Raw genomic sequence first — 16,944 nt, forward strand, 5'->3', positions numbered from 1 at the left:
CGGGAGGTGCGCGGTATCAGCCGCGGCTCCGTCGGTGAGGGGGATCGGCGGTTCGGGATTCCGGCACTCCGGCCCGACCGCCTGCTGGTTAGGCTAACCTAACCATATGCCGCTGTCGAACACCGCCCCCGCGTCCGCCTTCGCCCTCGAGCGGGAGCCGCAGGAGCTGCGGTTCCGCGCGACGCGCCTCGTCTCGCGCGAGGTGATCACGCCGCACTACCTCCGCATCCGGCTGCAGGGCGACGACCTCGTCGGCTTCGGCCCCGCCGGACACGACGACCACATCCGCGTCTTCTTCGGCGGCCCCGAGACCGCCGACGCCCCGTTCGGCACCGTCGAGGAGCTGCGCGCGCTGCCCAGCCGCGAGTTCACGCCGCTGGCCTGGGGCGACGACTGGCTCGACCTCGAGTTCGCCGTGCACGGCGACGAGGGCGTCGCGGGCGTGTGGGCGGCGACCGCCCCGCTCGGCGCGATCGCCGGCGTCGGCGGCCCCCGCGGCTCGATGCGCGTCGCGGGCACGCCCGACGGATGGCTGCTCGCGGGCGACGAGACGGCCGTGCCGCAGATCCGCCGCTACGCCGCCCTCATCCCCGAGGGCGCGGACGCCCGCATCCTCGTCGAGGTCGCGGATGCCGCGCACGAGATCCCGATCGACGCCCCCGTGCGCGTGGAGTACGTGCACCGCGACGGCGCGGCGGAGGGCCGGGCCCTCGCCGCCGCGCTCGATGCCGTCACGGCCGAGCAGCGCCCGGCCGGCTCGGTGTTCGGCTTCGTCGCCGCCGAGCAGTCCATCGTCAAGCCCGGCCGCGCCCTGCTGTGCGACCGGTGGGGCCTCGGCCCCGAGCAGATCGTCGTGAAGGGCTACTGGAAGCGCGGCGACGCCGGCTACCACGCGCCCCACTGAGCCGATCCGGCGCTACATCTCCTCGTGCGTGTCGGGGTCGCCGTCCCAGATGCGCCCGCGCTCGAGCGCCGAGATGGCGTCGACCTCGTCATCCGTCAGCTCGAAGCCGAACACGTCGGCGTTCTCGATCTGCCGCGTCGGATCGGACGACTTGGGGATCGGCGTGGCGCCCAGCTGCACGTGCCAGCGGACGACCACCTGGGTGGGGCCGACGCCGTGCGCCGCGGCGATGTCGTGCAGCACCGGCTCGGCGAGCAGCTCGCTGCGGCGGCCCAGGGGGCTCCAGCTCTCGGTGCGGATGCCGTGCTCGGCGTGGAAGGCGCGCAGCTCGGCCTGCGGGAAGTAGGGGTGCAGCTCCACCTGGTTGACGGCCGGCACCACGCCGGTCTCGTCGATGAGGCGCCGGAGCATCGGGATCGTGAAGTTCGACACGCCCACCGACGCGACCACGCCCTCGTCACGCAGCGCGATCATGCCGCGGAACGTGTCGACGTACTTGTCCACCCGCGGGTTGGGCCAGTGGATGAGCAGCAGGTCGATGCGGCCGAGGCCGAGCGTCTCGCTGGAGGCCCGCCCGCTGGCGATCGCCTCGTCGTAGCCGTGGTGGCGGCCGGGCACCTTCGTCGTGACGATGATCTCGTCGCGGTCGATGCCGCTGCGTCGCACGGCCTCGCCGACCTCGCGCTCGTTGCCGTAGTTCACGGCGGTGTCGAGCAGGCGATAGCCGCCCGCGATGCCGGATTCGATCGCGGCGATGCCGTCGTCTCCGGTGAGCTTGTAGGTGCCGAGGCCGATCTGTGCGAAGGGCCGTCCGTCGTTGAGCGCGATGCGAGGGATGTCGATGGCCATGCCCCGACCCTACGCCTCGTCGTACCGTGGAGGCATGGCCGCGCGAGACGACGACGCCACGGGCGAGGCGGAGGACCCCCGTCTGGCCGCCCTGCGCTACCGGCTCGAGCGCGACGGCGTCATTCCCCGCGAGGACGAGCCCGAGCCGCGCCGATCCGGCCCCCAGTGGTCGACGGCCGAGGAGCGCGCGGCGGTCGTCGAGCAGGCGATCCAGCAGGCGATCCGGCGCGGCGAGTTCGACGACCTGCCCGGCGCGGGCAAGCCGATCGAGGGGCTCGGCGAGCGCCACGATCCGGACTGGTGGGTGCGCCGCAAGATCGAGCGCGAGCAGCTCACGGGCCTCGGCCCGCCGGCCCTGGCGCTGCGCGTGGAGCACGCGGAGTTCGCCGAGCGCCTCGACGCGCTCACGCACGAGCGCGACGTGCGCGAGTACGTCGAGGACTTCAACCACCGGGTGCGCGAGGCGCGGCTGCAGCTGCTGGGCGGCCCACCCGTGGTCACCCCCGAGCACGACGTGGAGGCCGAGCTCACCGCGTGGCGCGAGCGGCGCGCCGAACGCGCCCGCGCCGCCGCCCGTGCGCGCGCGCAGGAGCCGCCGCGACGCCGCTGGTGGCGGCGGCGCTGACGGGCCCGATCCCTGGCTACGTGAGCCGGCCGTCGCCGGGCCGCGAGACGCGCAGCCAGCGGTAGCCGTAGGCGGGCAGCTCCAGCTCGACCTCGCCCTGCTCGCCCACCTCGAGCCGCTCGGCGCCCAGCAGGTCGACGAGCGAGACGCCGTCGGGCTCCCCCTCGAGGCGGAACCGCGTGACGGCGGGCTCGTCGGCGAAGTTGTGCACCGCGATCATGCGGCCCAGATCCGCCGTCAGCGAGTGCACGAGCACGGCGGGCGCGTCCTGCTCGATCACCTCGAAGTGGCCCCACCCGAGCTCGGGCGACAGGCGGTAGCGCGAGACGAGGTCGCGGAAGAAGTGCAGCAGCGAGCCCGGATCCTCCAGCTGGTCGGCCACGTTCACGTGCTGCGGCCCGTACCCGCCCTCCGGGGGGCGCGACACAAGCCGCCGCGGCGGCGCGCTGGAGAACCCGCCGCCCCGCTCGGGCGACCACTGCATGGGCGTGCGCACCGCGTGCCGGCCCGGCAGGTCGGGGTTCTCGCCCATGCCGATCTCCTCGCCGTAGAACAGCACGGGCGTGCCCGGCAGCGTGAACAGCAGGCTGTACGCCATCCGGATGCGGCGCGGGTCGCCCTGCAGCATCGGCGGCAGCCGGCGCACGATGCCGCGGCCGTACACGCGCTGCCCCTCATCCGGCGCGAGCGCCTCGAACACCTCCTGGCGCTCGCCCTCGGCGAGCTGATCCAGCGTCAGCTCGTCGTGGTTGCGCAGGAAGTTGGCCCACTGCGTCTCGACGGGCAGTTCGGGGCGGGAGCTCAGCGTCTCGACGAGCGGGGCGGGATCCTGCCGCACGAGCGAGAGATAGAGCCTCTGCATGCCGGCGAAGTCGAACTGCATCGTCAGCTCCTGGCCGTCGTCGTTCGCGCCGAAGTACGCCACCTGCTGCTCGTACGGCAGGTTGACCTCGCCCAGCAGCACGGCCTCGCTCGAGCGCCGCTGCAGGAAGCGGCGGATGTCGCGCAGGAAGTCGTGCGGATTGGCCATGTCGGCGCCCTCGGGCACCTCGAGCAGGAACGGCACGGCGTCGACGCGGAAGCCCGACACCCCCAGCTCCAGCCAGAAGCCGACCGTCTTGGCGATCTCGTCGCGCACGCGCGGGTTGGTCACGTTCAGGTCGGGCTGGTGCTCGTAGAAGCTGTGCAGGTACCACTGCCCCGACTTCTCGTCCTTCGTCCAGACGCCGTCGGCCTCGCCGGGGAAGACGGGATTCTGCTGCCCCTCGGGCGGCGGATCGTCGCGCCACACGTAGTAGTCGCGATACGGCGAGTCCACGCTGCGCTTCGCGGCGACGAACCACGGGTGCTTGTCGGACGTGTGGTTGATCACGAGGTCGACGATCACCCGCATGCCGCGATCCTTCGCCGTGCGCACCACCTCGACGAAGTCGCCGTGGCTGCCCAGGCGCGGGTCGATGCCGTAGAAGTCCGTCACGTCGTAGCCGTCGTCCTTGCGGGGGCTCGGGTAGATCGGCATGAGCCACAGGCACGTCACGCCGATCTGGGCGAGGTAGTCGATGCGGGCGGCGAGCCCCTGCAGGTCGCCCACCCCGTCGCCGTCGGAGTCGACGAACTTCTCCACGTCGAGGCAGTAGATGACCGCCGACTTCCACCACAGGTCGCTCGTGTCCGTGAGCCTCATGTCCGCTCCCTCAGCAGGGGCAGGATGTCGGACTGCGCGGCCGCGAGGAAGTCCGACTGGTCCTGCCCGACGTGATGCAGATACACGCGGTCGAATCCGATCCGCGTGAGCTCGGCGACGCGCTCGGCCAGCTCGCCCGCGTCGCTCGCCACCATCACGGCCTCGCGCAGCGCCCGCTCGTCGACCTCGCCGACGGCGGCGTCGAAGTCCTCGGGCTGCTCGATGTCCCAGCACCGCGGCGGCGAGACGAGGCCGTTTCGCCACTGATCCCGCGCGATCGCGAGCGCGTCGGCGTCCGACGCGGCCCAGCTCACGTGCACCTGCAGCACGCAGGGGCCGGAGCCCCCGGCCGACCGGTACGCGTCGACGACCCGGCGCAGGGCGTCCGGTGCCTGGGCGACGGTGGCCAGGCCGTCGGCCCACGGCGCCGCCCAGCCCGCGGTCTCCGGGCTCGTCGCGGCCACGAGGAACGGCGGCGCGACCTCGGGCCGGCTCCACAGCCGCGCGCGGTGCACGGTGACGCGGCCGTCGTGACTGACCTCCTCGCCCGCGAGCAGCCGGCGCATGACGTCGGCGCTCTCGCGCAGGCGCTCGTTGCGCTCGTCCTTCGGCGGCCACGGGTCGCCGGTGACGTGCTCGTTCATCGCCTCGCCGCTGCCGAGCGCCGCCCAGAACCGGCCCGGGAACATCTCGCCGAGCGTCGCGATCGCGTGCGCCAGCACGACGGGGTGGTAACGCTGCCCGGGCGCCGTCACCACGCCGAACGGGAACCGGGTCTGCGCGAGCGCGGCGCCGAGCCAGCTCCAGGCGAAGCCGGACTGCCCCTGCCGCGGGCTCCAGGGCGCGAGGTGATCCGAGCACATCGCGCCGTCGAACCCGACCTCCTCGGCGCGGGCCACGTCGTCGAGCAGAGCGCTGGGCGCGATCTGCTCGTGCGAGGCGTGGAATCCGATGAACACCATCGGCCCGATGATTCCGCGCCGCGAGCGGTGGCGGAACCCCCTTTCGCGCGTCGGTCGGGATGCGCTAACGGGCGGCGGCACGCACGCCGATCCGTCGATCGGAACCGCTGCACCGACCTTCGGGTTCCGATGAACATCCGGTGAATGTCACAGAAAAGTAACGCCGGAGCTTCCCTCCGTTACTTATCCGTTATAGAGTCCTCATCACGGAAGCCGTTTGCTGTGGCGGTGACCGCATGTGATTGCAGGACACTCTTGGTGCAAGGGACAAGGGGCCGGTCGGATCCTCACCGACCGGCCCTTTCCCGTGCCGGAGCGCACCCGCCCGCAGGCGGCCTTGTTGGATACAGTTGAATACATGGCTGATCGCAGGCTCGCCGTCGAGGCGTGGGAGAACCTCTTCCGCGCGCAGCACGAGATCTTCGCGCTGCTCGAGGGCGACTTCGACGGCGCCGCTCTCACCCAGCCCGAGTACGACGTGCTGCTCACCGTGGTGCGCTCCCCCGACCGCACCGCGCGCCTGCGCGAGGTGACCGCCAACATGCTCATCAGCCAGCCGAGCGTCTCGCGCCTCGTGGACCGGATGGTCACGCGCGGCCTCGTCACGAAGACCCCGGATCCCGAGGACGGGCGCGGATCGCTCGTCACCGCCACGGAGGCGGGCGAGCGGGCGTTCCGCGCGATCGCGACCCGCCACGGCAAGCACATCGCCGACCGCATGAGCGCGCTCAGCACCGACGAGCTGAGAATGCTGAAATCCCTCACGCAGAAGCTGCGCGACTCCCTGTAGATCCAGGGGAGGTGCGGCTTCGAGCCGGGAGACGACGAAGGCCCGGCTCCTCGGGAACCGGGCCTTGTCTACTGTCTCAACACAGTGTGCGCCCGAAGGGACTCGAACCCCTAACCTTCTGATCCGTAGTCAGATGCTCTATCCATTGAGCTACGGGCGCAGTTTCCGCTGCCGAAGCAACCTGTCCATAGTACATCACGCGTCGGCGCCTCGCGAAATCAGGCCGACTCCGCCGTGCCCTCCTCGTCGGGCTCCGCGTCCTCTCGGGCGCGCCGCCGCGCGCGGGCGTCGGCCGAGAGTCGCTGCAGATCGACCAGGCGCAGCGCCTGCATGCGCGCGTCGCGCATCCGGGCGTAGTCGGGGTCCTGGTCGGGGCGCATGCCCTCGATCCGCAGCCGACTGTCGAGGTTCTGCTGCACATCGTGCCACGCAGCGTCGCGCGCGGCCTCGACGAGCGCGCGCACCTGGTCGGGGGCCTCCGCCCGCTCGCGCAGCTGCTTGGCCACGCCTGCGGCCTGCCGGGCGCGGCGCCGCAGGTTGCGCACGTCGCGGTCGCGGTAGTCGTGCGTGCCGTGCGGCTGCGAGTGCTTCCCCCACGCGCGCTTGCGCGCCGCGGTCATCGCCTCCGAGACGTCCTCCTGCTCCTTCGCCAGCTGCGCGAGCGCCTCGCGGGCGGTGGGAGCGAAATGGTCGGGATCGAAGCTCTCGCCGAGCGAGATCGTGCTCACGAGGATGCGGTTCTTCACCTGCAGCCGCGCCGCGGCGAGCGCGATCGCCACACCCTCCGCGATGGCATCGGCGTTGCGTCCCACGAGCCCTCCCCTATCCCCTCCCAGGGTAGTGGAGTGCGTCCGCGCGCCCACCGAGAACCGCCCCGGGCCGGGCCCTTCAGACGGCGGCCGACACCGTGTCGGGCACGGCCTCCACGGCCACGGGATCGCGCTCGGGGAGCACGACGGGGTGGGCCCCCGCCATCCGCTCGAGCACGCGCACCACCTGGCACGAGTAGCCGAACTCGTTGTCGTACCAGACGTAGAGCACCACGTTCTCGTCGCCGTCGGCGATCGTCGCGAGCCCGTCGACGACGCCGGCCCTGCTGCTGCCCACGAAGTCGCTCGAGACCACCTCGGGCGACTCGATGTAGTCGATCTGCGGGCGCAGCGGCGAGGTGAGCGAGGTGCGCCGCAGGTGCGCGTTGATCTCGTCGCGGGTGACGGCGCGCCCCAGCCGCAGGTTGAGGATCGCGAGCGAGACGTCGGGCGTCGGCACGCGGATCGCCGATCCCGTGAGCCTGCCCTTCAGCTGCGGCAGCGCCTTCGCCACGGCCTTCGCCGCCCCGGTCTCGGTGATGACCAAGTTGAGCGTCGCGGCCCGGCCGCGCCGGTCTCCCTTGTGGAAGTTGTCGATGAGGTTCTGGTCGTTCGTGAACGAGTGCACGGTCTCGACGTGCCCGCGCTCGATGCCGTAGGCCTCGTCGAGCACGGCGAGCACGGGCGTGATCGCGTTCGTCGTGCACGAGGCGGCCGACACGATCGCGTCGCCGGGCTCGATGTCGTCGCCGTTCACGCCCGCGACGATGTTCTTGACGGCGCCCTTGCCCGGCGCGGTCAGCAGCACGCGCGCCACGCCCTTCGACCGCAGGTGCTGCGCCAGGCCCTCCTCGTCGCGCCAGCGCCCCGTGTTGTCGACGACGATCGCGTCGCGGATCCCGTAGCGCGCGTAGTCGACGGCGGCCGGATCGTCGGAGTGGATCACCTGGATGAGGGTGCCGTTGGCGAGGATCGTGCTGTTGCGCTCGTCGACCTCGATGGACCCCTGGAACGGGCCGTGCACCGAGTCGCGGCGCAGGAGGCTCGCGCGCTTGCGCAGGTCGCCGTCGCCGCCCCCGCGCACGACGATCGCGCGCAGCCGCAGCCCGGACGCGCGCCCGGCGTGCGCGATGAGGATGCGCGCGATGAGGCGGCCGATGCGCCCGAAGCCGTAGAGCACCACGTCGGTCGGCGCGGGCGCCTGGGCCCCGACCACCTCAGCCAGCTCGACGCGCAGGAAGTCGGCCAGGGCCGCGGGCTCGTACGAACCGCCCTGCGCGTCGAACCGGGCGATGAGGCGCGCGATGTCGATCGATGCGGCACCGAGATCGAGGCTCTCGAGCGTCTCGAGCACCGCGAGGGTCTTGGCCGGATCGAGCGCCTCCTCGTCGGTCTGCCGCGCGAAGCGATGCGCCTTCAGGATGTCGACGGGCGAGCCGCCGACGAGGCGCCGGCCGTGGATCGAGGGGACGACGCCGTGGTCGCGATGCAGGCGCCCGATCACGGGGATCATCCGCTCCGCGAGCTCCTCCCGCGCGGTCCACGCCGACTGCTGTTCTTCGTACGCGCCCACGTCACTCCTTCGCTTGTGGCGATCTGCGTTGCCAGCCTAGGAATGCCCGGCGCCGTCTTGCCGCCGCCGGCGCGCGCAAGAACCGACGTTCTTTCGCAGGACGCAAGGGAATCGGATCCGGGTGCCCGGGGAGCGACGCCGTAGGCTTAGGGGGAATATCGCAAGGCCCGCTCGCGGGTCGCGTCCGAGGGGGATCACATGCAGTACGTACCCACGTGGCCGGTCATCGCCGCGCGCATCGACGCGACCGGAAACGGCGTGCTCACGATGAACGACACCGAGCACCCGATCGCCACGGACTCCGCCGAGAACGCCCGCCGCGAGGTCGTGCGCTTCTGCGCCGAGACCGCCCAGCGCCTCCAGCGCCCCGTGCGCGTCACGGTCGAGGAGCCCGACGCGACGTGGCCCCTCATCGTGCACCCGGACGGCAAGGTCGACGCGGCCGAGGAGCCCGCCGACGAGCCGGCGCCCGTCGTCGCCCCCGAGCAGGGCCGGGGCGAGGCCGACGGCTCGGCGTTCGCCGGCCCGCGCCGCTCGAGCCACCTGCCCGCCGACACGGCCGGCACGCCGATCACCGCGCCGCCGCTCGGGCCCGAGCCGATCCAGGACGCCGACGCCCCCGCCGTGCCGGTCGATCCGGCCTCCGCCGCGGCCCAGGCGCCCGAGCCCGCCGCCCCCGCGCCCGCCCCGGCCGCCGCGCCGGCCGCCACCACCGCCGACGAGGCGCAGGCAGCCGACGGCCACGCCCCGGTCGTCGCCCCGCAGCCGTCGCCCGCGCCCCTGCCGCTGCCGACCCCGGCCGGCGCGACCCCGCCCGCCGCCATGCCGGTGGCTCGCCAGATCACGCCGCAGACGCGCCGGTCGTTCATCGCGCCCGAGCGCCTCGAGGAGCCCGCCACGCGCGGCTTGCGCGGCGCGCTCGCGCGGGCCGGCATGCGGGTGCCGCCGAGCGCGGCCGAGCGCGCCGAGCGCGAGGACCAGGCCGCCGTCTCGCAGCACTGGCCCGGCCCGCGCACGATCGCCGTCGTGAACGGAAAGGGCGGCGCGAACAAGACGCCCACCACGATCCTGCTCTCGGCGGTCTTCGCCCGCTACGGCGGCGCCGGCGTGCTGGCGTGGGACAACAACCAGACGCGCGGCACGCTGGGCTGGCGCACCGAGCAGGGGCCGCACGACGCCACGCTGCACGACCTGCTGCCCGAGACCGAGCGGCTGCTGTCCACCGACGCGCAGTCCGCCGAGCTCGCGCGCTTCGTGCACCACCAGTCGCGCGACCGCTACGACGTGCTGCGCTCGCAGCCGATGGTGCTCGCCAGCCAGCAGCGCGTGTCGTCGGAGGACGTCGACCGCATCCACGCCGTGGCCGCCAAGTACTACCGCCTCATCGTCATGGACTCGGGCAACGACGAGTCCGACCCGATGTGGCTTCGGATGATCGACCACACCGATCAGCTCGTCGTCGCCACGTCGTCGCGCGCCGAGCACGCCGAAGCCGGCGCGCTGCTGCTCGAGGCGCTCGCGGAGCGCGACGAGCGCTCGGCCGCCCTCTCGCGCAACGCCGTGGCGATCGTGAGCCAGTCGGACGAGAAGGCCACAGCCGCCGAGCTGCGCCGGATCGAGGACGGCTACCGCGAGCTCGTGCGCGAGGTCGTGCGCATCCCCTTCGACCCGGGCATGGGCGCCGCCCAGCTGCACTACCGCGTGCTGCGCCCCGAGACCCAGCGCGCCTGGCTCGGCGCCGCCGCCGCGATCGCGCACGGCCTCGGGAGCTGAGACGACCGCGCCGGCGGAGCCGCCGGTCGGGATGGGGCACCCGCGGCGGCACGAGCACCGACGCCTGGGGCGGCTCTACTTCGCGGCGCAGGCGGCGGGCGGCGCGGCCTGGTGGATCGGTGTGGCGACGCTGCCGTGGCTGCGCGAGGCGACCCTCGGCGGCCTCGATCCGCTCCTCCTCGCCGTGTTCGACATCCCCCTGTTCGTGATCGCCTCGGGCAGCGCGGCCGCCGGCTCGCGCGCGTCCGCCGTCGTGGCGACGGTGTGGACGTGCCTGGTCGCGGCGGGCATGGCGGCGTACTCGACCGCGACCGCAGCGGCCGGATGGGGCACGCTCGTGATGGCGCTCGCGGCCGGCGGCTCCGTGCTCGCGCTGTGCCTGATCGCGCTGGGCCGCGTGCCGATGGACCTGCTGCTGCGCGGGCCCCTGGCCTTCCGCCCCGCGACACCGGGCCGCGGGGCGCGCAGACACGTCGCCGCCACGGCGGCGCAGACGGTGGTCTTCTGGACGGTCTTCCTGGGCGTGGTCCCGTCGGTGCTGGCGATCCTCGAACGCCGATGGGGCCTGCCCGCGGCGTTCGCCCCCTCGACAGCGACGGCCGGAGTCGCGCTGCTCGTGCTGGCCAGCGGCCTGGGCCTGTGCTCGGCCTGGGCGATCGCCACGCGCGGCGACGGCACGCCGCTGCCCTCGGCGATGCCGAACCGGCTCGTCGTGACCGGCCCGTATCGTCTCGTGCGGAACCCCATGGCGCTCGCCGGCATCCTGCAGGGGGTGAGCGTGGGCCTCCTGCTGTCGTCTTGGCTCGCGATCGCGTACGCGCTGTGCGGCGCCGTGCTCTGGCACGTGCTCGTGCGCCCGCGGGAGGAGGCCGACCTCGAGGCGCGGTTCGGCGACGCATACCGCCGCTACCGCGCCGAGGTGCGGTGCTGGTGGCCCCGGATCCGGGGGCGCGCGGGCATCGCGTGACACACCTCAGAGCGCGGGCGCGTCAGCCGGTAGCGCCGAGCTGCGCCTCGACGGAGCGGTACAGCGCGCGCGAGACCGCGAAGCGCGCCTCGTCGTCGGGCTGGCCGAGCGCGGCGACGTACACGCGCACCGTGCCCTGCGCGGTGACGATGTCCTTGGCCGAGAGCAGGTTGCTCTTCTCGAGGGTGCCGGTCTTGATGCCGACGACGCCGGGATCGGCGAGGAGCTCGTTGGTGTTCTCGACGAGCCCGGCGCCGGGCAGCTCCACGGCAGGGGTGGCGACGATCTCGGCGATCACGGGGTCCGCCATGGCGAGCCGGCCGAGCCCGATGAGCGCGGCCGCCGTCGCGGTGTCGGCCGGATCGATGCCGGTCGGCTCGACGACGACGATGCCGTCCAGTCCGTTCTCGACGAGGAAGGCGCCTGCGGCCGCCGCGAACGCGGCGTCGTCGCCCCAGATCTCCGTCACGAGGATGTCGGCGTAGTTGCAGGCCGATCCCATCAGCATGCCCTGCAGCAGCTGGTACTGCGTGAGCGTGCCGCCGGCCGGCACGGGCAGCGCCGACTCTCCCCTGGTCAGGTACTCCTCGTACGAGGCGTTCCAGCGCGAGATGAAGTGGTAGGCGTCGCCCTGCTCGCCGGGCGCGAGGGGGCGCTCCTCCAGGACCATGAGCGCGGTGATCAGCTTCGTGATGCTCGCCATCGGCACGGGCTGATCCGCGGCGACGTGCACCTCGCCGCCGCCCACGGCCACCGCCGCCGTGCCCTGCTTCGGCCAGGCGATCAGTGCCGGGTCGAGCCCGTCGGCGGTCTCCGGCGCGACCTCGGCGACGGCGCTGGGCGCGTCGCCCGTGTCACCCAGCAGGGCGTTCGTGATCCCGACCGCGCCCGAGCCGAGCACGACCGCGACGACGGCGATGACGATCGTGCGCGCGAGGCGCCGGCGCCGGCGCGCGCTGAGCGAGCGCCTCGGGCGGGCGTCGACGTCGGGTTCCATGTCACCTCCACAATGACACAACCCGACGGATGTCCCGGTGTCGGACCCGCGTTCCGACACCTCCGCAGCATCCCCCGGAAACGCGAGAAGGGCCCCCATCCCGGGGGCCCTTCTCGCGTGGCGGAGACGGAGGGATTTGAAATCGCGCCGTTGGTAATCGAGGTCAACTGAAACCGCGTGATCCTGCGGGTTCTGACCTCGCCGGCATCCGCTTCGGTCAGGTCAGTTCGGTTCGATTCGTGGCAGAAACGTGGCAGTGATCGACGGGCGTTGCTGTGGCCGCGGGCCGCCTTCAACGCGCGATCTGAGCCTACGCCGACTCGGCTTCAGTCATCATGTCGACGGCTTCGATCATTCCGTACCTGTCTCGCAGAGTCTCGAGAATCTCGCCGACGGCGAGCGTCGCGCCGTAGCGGCCAGACCGGCTCGCGATCTCGTGCACCGCGGCGAGCGCGAGCCGCGGGTTGAGCGCGACAGTGTTCTTCGCGAACTCCCTGGCGCTGAGCACCTGGATGCCCGGTGGAATCCGGTCGGCGGGGAAGTCCTTGAGATTCTCGGTGACGATCGCGCCGGCTCCCGCGATGACAGCCGCAGCGAGCACATGCTCGTCGTCGGGATCGGGCAGCCCGAAAGTACCCTCGAGCGGTTGCCACCCATCAACTTCTGCGTCGGCGAACTCTCGGCTCATCGCGGCAATGAGGGTCGCGGCGCGGCGGGCAGCCTCCGCTACAGGCATCCCACGCTTCACAAGCTTGGCTTCCTCGTGGAACTGGAGTTCGTCGAGAATCGCCGAACTCCATGTGGGTCGGTAGGTGCCCTCGATGGCGAGGGAAAGAAGGAAGTCGCGCTGCAGGCTCGGCCACAGCACGCTCGTGTCGAGAGTGGCCGTGAACATAGCGCAATCCTGTCAGGCGACGATCTCAGGCTCGGACGGCCCGCTTCGCTGCGACTGCCTTCCGGGCCGCTTTGAGGTCCTCGAGCGTCTGCTCGATGTTGTCTTCGTCGAGGGTGTCGCGCGTGGCGGCGAGCATGTCGTACTGGCGAGCGCGGCGTCGCTCCCGGTACGCGAGGAGATCCGCGAGGATGACGCGGCGGTGCGTGCCGGCCTTCTCGAACGGGATCTCACCTTCGTCGAGCAGCTTCACGACTGTCGGGCGGCTCACGTTCAGCAGATCCGCCGCCTGCTGGGTGGTGAGCCGTGTCGCCTGCGGCACGACGGACACCGCCAGCCCGCTCTGCATCGCGTCCACGATCTTGCGGAGCGCGAGGTAGACCTCTTCCGGAAGCTCCACCTGGTCTCCTGGGCGTGCGCCCGCGAGGAAGTACCGCGGTTCGGGAAGAGCTCGACCGGCGGCCTCGTGAGCGGTGAGGAAGTCCAGCACAGGAGCGAGCTGGTCGCCCCTACTAGGGAGGTACGTTTCTTCAATAACGGCAGCGCGAGCCACGGGAATCCCCCCAATACACGTGAACGCAGGAGATTGCGTTTGTTGCGATTAGAGTAGCACGCGCCGTCGACACAGTCGCAGGGAGGGCGACATCGCTCGACTTTTGCGTCGAGATCCTGATCAGGTGTTGCGCGTCAGCCATCTCCGCCTCAGGTCCTCGAGCGTGCGGACTCCGACCGTGTGGACACGCGCGGTGCCCGAGCGGGCGCAGTCCACCGCGACGAGCGCACGCGGCGCCACGTGACCGGTCGGCCAGGATTGATCGTCCGCTTTCAGCCGATAGATGACAAGGCGGCCATCGGCGTCGTCCACCAGACCGGCCTCATCGATGACGTCTTCAAGGCCGCCGCCACGAAGGTAACCGTGCGCCATGTCCGATCGCCCGACCAGATGCTCTCCCAGCGCCTCGAGCGCCGACCTGGGCGGATCGGTGTTGCTCCTCAGGGGTCCGGCACATTCCGGCCCCCTCACTCGCGCCTGCCTGCGCGTGCCACTTGAGAGAAGCGGCCGCCATCCGGGCAGATCGCGGATGAGGATCGCGCGGTGGCATCCTGGACGGATGTCTTTGGCTCGCGACATCCCGAACGTCCTCGCCTCGTTCCGCACGACCAGACGCGACATGGGGGACTGGGGAGCGGTGAACAGCTACGCGTTCGAAGCCGAACTCGGGGCGTCGCTGCTGGCGGACATGGCCGACGACTACGGCGCCGAGGGTGTGATCCCCGTCGTGCAGAAGGCGATCGCGAGCACCCTCCGGGTCCTCATGCGCTCAGACGACTCCGGCGGACTCATCCAACTCGTCATCCGGCAGCTACTGAACCTGCACGCCGAGCTGTGCACGCAGAGCCCGCCCGCCCCGGCGGCGCTGAGCGGGTGGATCCAGAAACAGCAATTCGGCGAACTCGGCGAGTACTTCTCGGTCGACGTCGTCGACTACGCGGACGCCCTCGGCGCCGCGGGCATCGCAAGGTTCGAAGCGCACCTCGACAAGCGGCGCCAGGCGCTGACCACACCCTTCGACGGGCGCCCAGACGCGGAGTTCACCCACGATGACGAGTGGCACGCCCGCCACGCCGTCCTCTACAACCTGCAACGCCTCGCCGTCCTGCACGGTGACGAGGAGGCGATCGTCCGCACTCACGGCGGAGACATGCCACGCGCACACCTGCACGCCGCCGCCGCCGAAGCACTCCGCGAGGCAGGACTGCCGGGCCGCGCGACCGTCATCGCACACGAGGGCATGACCCTCCCCGGCGGAGCGCACCAACAGCAGGAGTGCGGCGAGCTCTGGGCGGCGCTGGCCATCGAGACAGGTGCAGACGCCGCGGACGCGGCATCCGAGGTGTTCGAACGATGGCCCACAGCGAGCAACGCGGAAGCGTTGCAGGCAGCCTCAGGACAGAACTGGCCAGCGATCCGCGAGCACGCGATCGAGCGGATGCGCGAACGCCCCTGGGAGCTGATCGCGTACCTGACAGATGCCGACGACCTCGCGCGCGCATGGACCGAAGCGCTCCGAGCATCCGCGAACAGCAAGTCTCTCCACGCGTCGCAGTGGGACGACCTCGTCGGCCGATACAGCAAGATCGACCCCGTGGCCGTGCTCCCCGTCATGGCGCAGCTCATCGACGACCGCCTCATCGAGGCGAACACCCGCGCCTACCCCGGCGCCGTGCGAAGGATGACGAAACTACGCGCCGCGGCCCGCGCCGCCGGACGCCCCGAGATCGCCGACGACTACCTCGCTGACGTACGCCGCCGCAACGCCCGGCGCCCGTCCCTGATCAAGCGAATGGATGCCGCCGGACTCTGACCCATCAGACCCGTCGCGATTGCAACCGCTCGGAGGAGACGGAGGGATTTGCACTCTCCGGCTCGCGCTCACGCGGGAGAAACGGCGAGTCGAACGACCGCGCGGCGAGCAGAAAGCTACGTAAGACCGCACATGATCGCCAGAATGCTCAACACCAACCACGACCGCAACGCGGCAGAAATGGCAGATTTCGTGGCAGTACCGGAACGAAACAGCCTCTGATCAGGCATTTTTAGAGCGGAGACGGAGGGATTTGAAATCGCGCCGATGGCAATGAAGTCAACTGAAACCGCGTGATTCCGCGGGTTCTGACCCCGGCGGCGTCCGTTTCGATCAGGTCGATTCAGTTCGATTCGTGGCTGAAACGTGGCAGCGATTGAGGAGCGATCCCGCGGCCGCGCGCCGCTTTCAGCACGCGATTTCAGCCTACGCCGATTCAGACTCGACGATCATTTCGAGGGCTTCGACCGCTCCGCGCCGCGTCTCAAAACGGTCGAGGATTCTGGGCGGAAGCTATCTCCTCACGAAGACCCGGTCCTGTGCGTTCAGACGCCTGACGGACTTGAGTTTGTCGTTGTTGATTAATCAGTGGTCAGCGATGACAACATGCTAAGTTGTCGATGTTGATTTAGGGCGGAGCGGTGATGACAAATTCTACGAGTGGGCGGCCGGGACGCGGACGACCGAGCCGTGAAGTGATCTACAAGCGTTTCGCGACCGCAATCGATGAGCTGGCGAACTACGGCGGGCTGCCGAAGCCCTACGAAGCCAAGTCGCTGTGGGATCATCTGTGGCATCTTGAAGCTCACCACTCGACAGCGATCGAGGGAAACACTCTCGTCCTCCGCGAAGTCGAGACCCTGCTCGAACAGGGGCGCGCTGTGGGGGCGAAGGAGCTGAAGGACTACATGGAGGTCCTCGGATACGCCGAAGCCGCCCGGTGGGTATACCAGCAGGCCGTCGCTCCGGATGAGTGGTCGCACAATGGCCTCGTCACTGTCACCGAGGTTCGGCGCGTCCATGCTCTCGCGATGGCGAAGGTGTGGGAGGTGGCGCCGCATCCGGATGCGCATGACACCGAAGGGCCAGGCAATTGGCGGCAGCATGAGATTCAGGAGTTCGCGGGCGGCATGAAGCCTCCGACTTTCCCGCTCATCCCGTCCGAGATCACCGCGTGGGTCGATCGAGCAAATCACTTGCAAGAACAGATCACCGATGGATCACTCACCATCGCCGCGGTTCCGGAAGAGCTGGCCCGGCTGCATCGCGAGTTCGAGTGCGTCCACCCGTTCATCGATGGCAACGGACGCAGCGGAAGACTCCTGCTCAACCTTCTACTCATCCGGCTCGGGTGGCCGCCCGCGATCATCCTCAAGGAACAGCGACGGAAGTACCTCCGTGCACTCGAACGCTCGGATCAAGGGGATGACGGGCCTCTGGCAGAGGTGATCAGCCGCTCCGTCGTCGACAATCTCCATCGGCTCATCCCGAATATCGCCGGCCCTGCCAAGTACGTGCCTCTCGAGGCACTCGTCGACGACGATTTCAGCCTCGTCGCCTTAAAGCAAGCCGCATCGCGCGGGCGCCTCGAAGCCATCATCGGGAGCGACGGCCGGTACCGGTCGAGCAAGTCTGCTCTCGAGGAGTACAAGGCATCAAAGTACTCACGTGGCGAGAAGAAGCAATAGTCGGCACGCGCTTCACCACATCGATCCCCCTCACGAGTCGCGAGGGGAATCGATGTGGTGCAATC

The 16,944-nt window shown here is 70.8% G+C and carries 16 protein-coding genes and 1 tRNA gene; 7 read left to right on the forward strand and 10 right to left on the reverse strand.

The features are described 5' to 3' along the window. Positions 1–106 precede the first annotated feature (106 nt). Positions 107–904, forward strand: coding sequence for a siderophore-interacting protein (locus tag ACWDR7_RS03495; protein ID WP_449853543.1), 798 nt, complete (start codon positions 107–109; stop codon positions 902–904). A 12-nt stretch (positions 905–916) separates the two neighbouring features. On the opposite strand, the gene ACWDR7_RS03500 is transcribed toward ACWDR7_RS03495, so the two are convergent. Further along, positions 917–1,753, reverse strand: coding sequence for an aldo/keto reductase (locus ACWDR7_RS03500; protein WP_449853544.1), 837 nt, complete (start codon positions 1,751–1,753; stop codon positions 917–919). 34 nt (positions 1,754–1,787) lie between these two features. Here ACWDR7_RS03500 and ACWDR7_RS03505 point away from each other — a divergent pair, with 34 nt between their 5' ends. Further along, positions 1,788–2,378 (forward strand): DnaJ family domain-containing protein, encoded by a 591-nt coding sequence (locus tag ACWDR7_RS03505; protein WP_449853545.1) that lies wholly within the window; start codon positions 1,788–1,790, stop codon positions 2,376–2,378. 16 nt (positions 2,379–2,394) lie between these two features. Here the strand turns inward: ACWDR7_RS03505 and ACWDR7_RS03510 are convergent, their stop codons facing one another. Further along, positions 2,395–4,062 (reverse strand): alpha-amylase family protein, encoded by a 1,668-nt coding sequence (locus ACWDR7_RS03510; RefSeq protein WP_449853546.1) that lies wholly within the window; start codon positions 4,060–4,062, stop codon positions 2,395–2,397. Continuing rightward, positions 4,059–5,024, reverse strand: a complete 966-nt coding sequence (locus ACWDR7_RS03515; RefSeq protein ID WP_449853547.1) for a TIGR03885 family FMN-dependent LLM class oxidoreductase — start codon at positions 5,022–5,024, stop codon at positions 4,059–4,061. The genes ACWDR7_RS03510 and ACWDR7_RS03515 overlap by 4 nt, the downstream gene beginning before the upstream one ends. Positions 5,025–5,382: 358 nt before the next feature. Here ACWDR7_RS03515 and ACWDR7_RS03520 point away from each other — a divergent pair, with 358 nt between their 5' ends. Then, positions 5,383–5,814 carry a MarR family winged helix-turn-helix transcriptional regulator gene (locus tag ACWDR7_RS03520; RefSeq protein WP_449853548.1) on the forward strand — a complete coding sequence of 144 codons (432 nt, stop codon included), beginning with the start codon at positions 5,383–5,385 and terminating at the stop codon, positions 5,812–5,814. 87 nt (positions 5,815–5,901) lie between these two features. Here the strand turns inward: ACWDR7_RS03520 and ACWDR7_RS03525 are convergent. The 3 genes from ACWDR7_RS03525 to ACWDR7_RS03535 all read right to left on the reverse strand — a co-directional run bounded on the left by ACWDR7_RS03525 (position 5,902) and on the right by ACWDR7_RS03535 (position 8,136). Next, positions 5,902–5,974 (reverse strand) — tRNA-Arg (locus ACWDR7_RS03525). 58 nt (positions 5,975–6,032) lie between these two features. Next, positions 6,033–6,626 (reverse strand): asparagine synthase, encoded by a 594-nt coding sequence (locus tag ACWDR7_RS03530; RefSeq protein ID WP_449853549.1) that lies wholly within the window; start codon positions 6,624–6,626, stop codon positions 6,033–6,035. 76 nt (positions 6,627–6,702) lie between these two features. Next, positions 6,703–8,136 (reverse strand): glyceraldehyde-3-phosphate dehydrogenase, encoded by a 1,434-nt coding sequence (locus ACWDR7_RS03535; RefSeq protein WP_449853573.1) that lies wholly within the window; start codon positions 8,134–8,136, stop codon positions 6,703–6,705. Between the two features lie 258 nt (positions 8,137–8,394). Here ACWDR7_RS03535 and ACWDR7_RS03540 point away from each other — a divergent pair, with 258 nt between their 5' ends. Beyond that, positions 8,395–9,969, forward strand: coding sequence for a MinD/ParA family ATP-binding protein (locus ACWDR7_RS03540; protein ID WP_449853550.1), 1,575 nt, complete (start codon positions 8,395–8,397; stop codon positions 9,967–9,969). 31 nt (positions 9,970–10,000) lie between these two features. Further along, entirely contained in the window at positions 10,001–10,936 is a 936-nt protein-coding gene (locus ACWDR7_RS03545) for a methyltransferase family protein (RefSeq protein ID WP_449853551.1), read from the forward strand. Positions 10,937–10,958: 22 nt separating this feature from the next. Here the strand turns inward: ACWDR7_RS03545 and ACWDR7_RS03550 are convergent, their stop codons facing one another. The 4 genes from ACWDR7_RS03550 to ACWDR7_RS03565 form a co-directional block, all read right to left on the reverse strand. Beyond that, positions 10,959–11,933, reverse strand: coding sequence for a hypothetical protein (locus ACWDR7_RS03550; RefSeq protein ID WP_449853552.1), 975 nt, complete (start codon positions 11,931–11,933; stop codon positions 10,959–10,961). Between the two features lie 310 nt (positions 11,934–12,243). After that, positions 12,244–12,828, reverse strand: coding sequence for a PIN domain-containing protein (locus tag ACWDR7_RS03555; RefSeq protein ID WP_449853553.1), 585 nt, complete (start codon positions 12,826–12,828; stop codon positions 12,244–12,246). Between the two features lie 25 nt (positions 12,829–12,853). After that, a complete protein-coding gene (locus ACWDR7_RS03560; RefSeq protein ID WP_061683784.1) occupies positions 12,854–13,378 on the reverse strand; it encodes a helix-turn-helix domain-containing protein in 525 nt (174 codons plus the stop codon). Between the two features lie 120 nt (positions 13,379–13,498). Then, complete coding sequence (locus ACWDR7_RS03565) at positions 13,499–13,750, reverse strand: hypothetical protein (RefSeq protein ID WP_449853554.1); 252 nt, start codon at positions 13,748–13,750, stop codon at positions 13,499–13,501. A 187-nt stretch (positions 13,751–13,937) separates the two neighbouring features. On the opposite strand from ACWDR7_RS03565, the gene ACWDR7_RS03570 reads away from it, so the two are divergent. Together ACWDR7_RS03570 and ACWDR7_RS03575 are read left to right on the forward strand one after the other, a co-directional pair. Continuing rightward, the gene (locus tag ACWDR7_RS03570) at positions 13,938–15,191 is read left to right on the forward strand and encodes a hypothetical protein (protein ID WP_449853555.1); all 1,254 of its coding nucleotides are present in this window, start codon (positions 13,938–13,940) and stop codon (positions 15,189–15,191) included. A gap of 695 nt (positions 15,192–15,886) precedes the next feature. Next, the gene (locus ACWDR7_RS03575) at positions 15,887–16,879 is read left to right on the forward strand and encodes a Fic family protein (RefSeq protein WP_449853556.1); all 993 of its coding nucleotides are present in this window, start codon (positions 15,887–15,889) and stop codon (positions 16,877–16,879) included. Positions 16,880–16,944: the final 65 nt, after the last annotated feature.

It is taken from the genome of Microbacterium sp. NPDC003461, from assembly GCF_053588335.1.

Coding starts and splice junctions, on each gene's coding strand:
- ACWDR7_RS03495 (WP_449853543.1), top strand. CDS start 107: ATGCCGCTGTCGAACACCGCCCCCGCGTCCGCCTTCGCCCTCGAGCGG.
- ACWDR7_RS03500 (WP_449853544.1), bottom strand. CDS start 1,753: ATGGCCATCGACATCCCTCGCATCGCGCTCAACGACGGACGGCCCTTC.
- ACWDR7_RS03505 (WP_449853545.1), top strand. CDS start 1,788: ATGGCCGCGCGAGACGACGACGCCACGGGCGAGGCGGAGGACCCCCGT.
- ACWDR7_RS03510 (WP_449853546.1), bottom strand. CDS start 4,062: ATGAGGCTCACGGACACGAGCGACCTGTGGTGGAAGTCGGCGGTCATC.
- ACWDR7_RS03515 (WP_449853547.1), bottom strand. CDS start 5,024: ATGGTGTTCATCGGATTCCACGCCTCGCACGAGCAGATCGCGCCCAGC.
- ACWDR7_RS03520 (WP_449853548.1), top strand. CDS start 5,383: ATGGCTGATCGCAGGCTCGCCGTCGAGGCGTGGGAGAACCTCTTCCGC.
- ACWDR7_RS03535 (WP_449853573.1), bottom strand. CDS start 8,136: ATGATCCCCGTGATCGGGCGCCTGCATCGCGACCACGGCGTCGTCCCC.
- ACWDR7_RS03540 (WP_449853550.1), top strand. CDS start 8,395: ATGCAGTACGTACCCACGTGGCCGGTCATCGCCGCGCGCATCGACGCG.
- ACWDR7_RS03545 (WP_449853551.1), top strand. CDS start 10,001: ATGGGGCACCCGCGGCGGCACGAGCACCGACGCCTGGGGCGGCTCTAC.
- ACWDR7_RS03550 (WP_449853552.1), bottom strand. CDS start 11,933: ATGGAACCCGACGTCGACGCCCGCCCGAGGCGCTCGCTCAGCGCGCGC.
- ACWDR7_RS03555 (WP_449853553.1), bottom strand. CDS start 12,828: ATGTTCACGGCCACTCTCGACACGAGCGTGCTGTGGCCGAGCCTGCAG.
- ACWDR7_RS03565 (WP_449853554.1), bottom strand. CDS start 13,750: ATGGCGCACGGTTACCTTCGTGGCGGCGGCCTTGAAGACGTCATCGAT.
- ACWDR7_RS03570 (WP_449853555.1), top strand. CDS start 13,938: ATGTCTTTGGCTCGCGACATCCCGAACGTCCTCGCCTCGTTCCGCACG.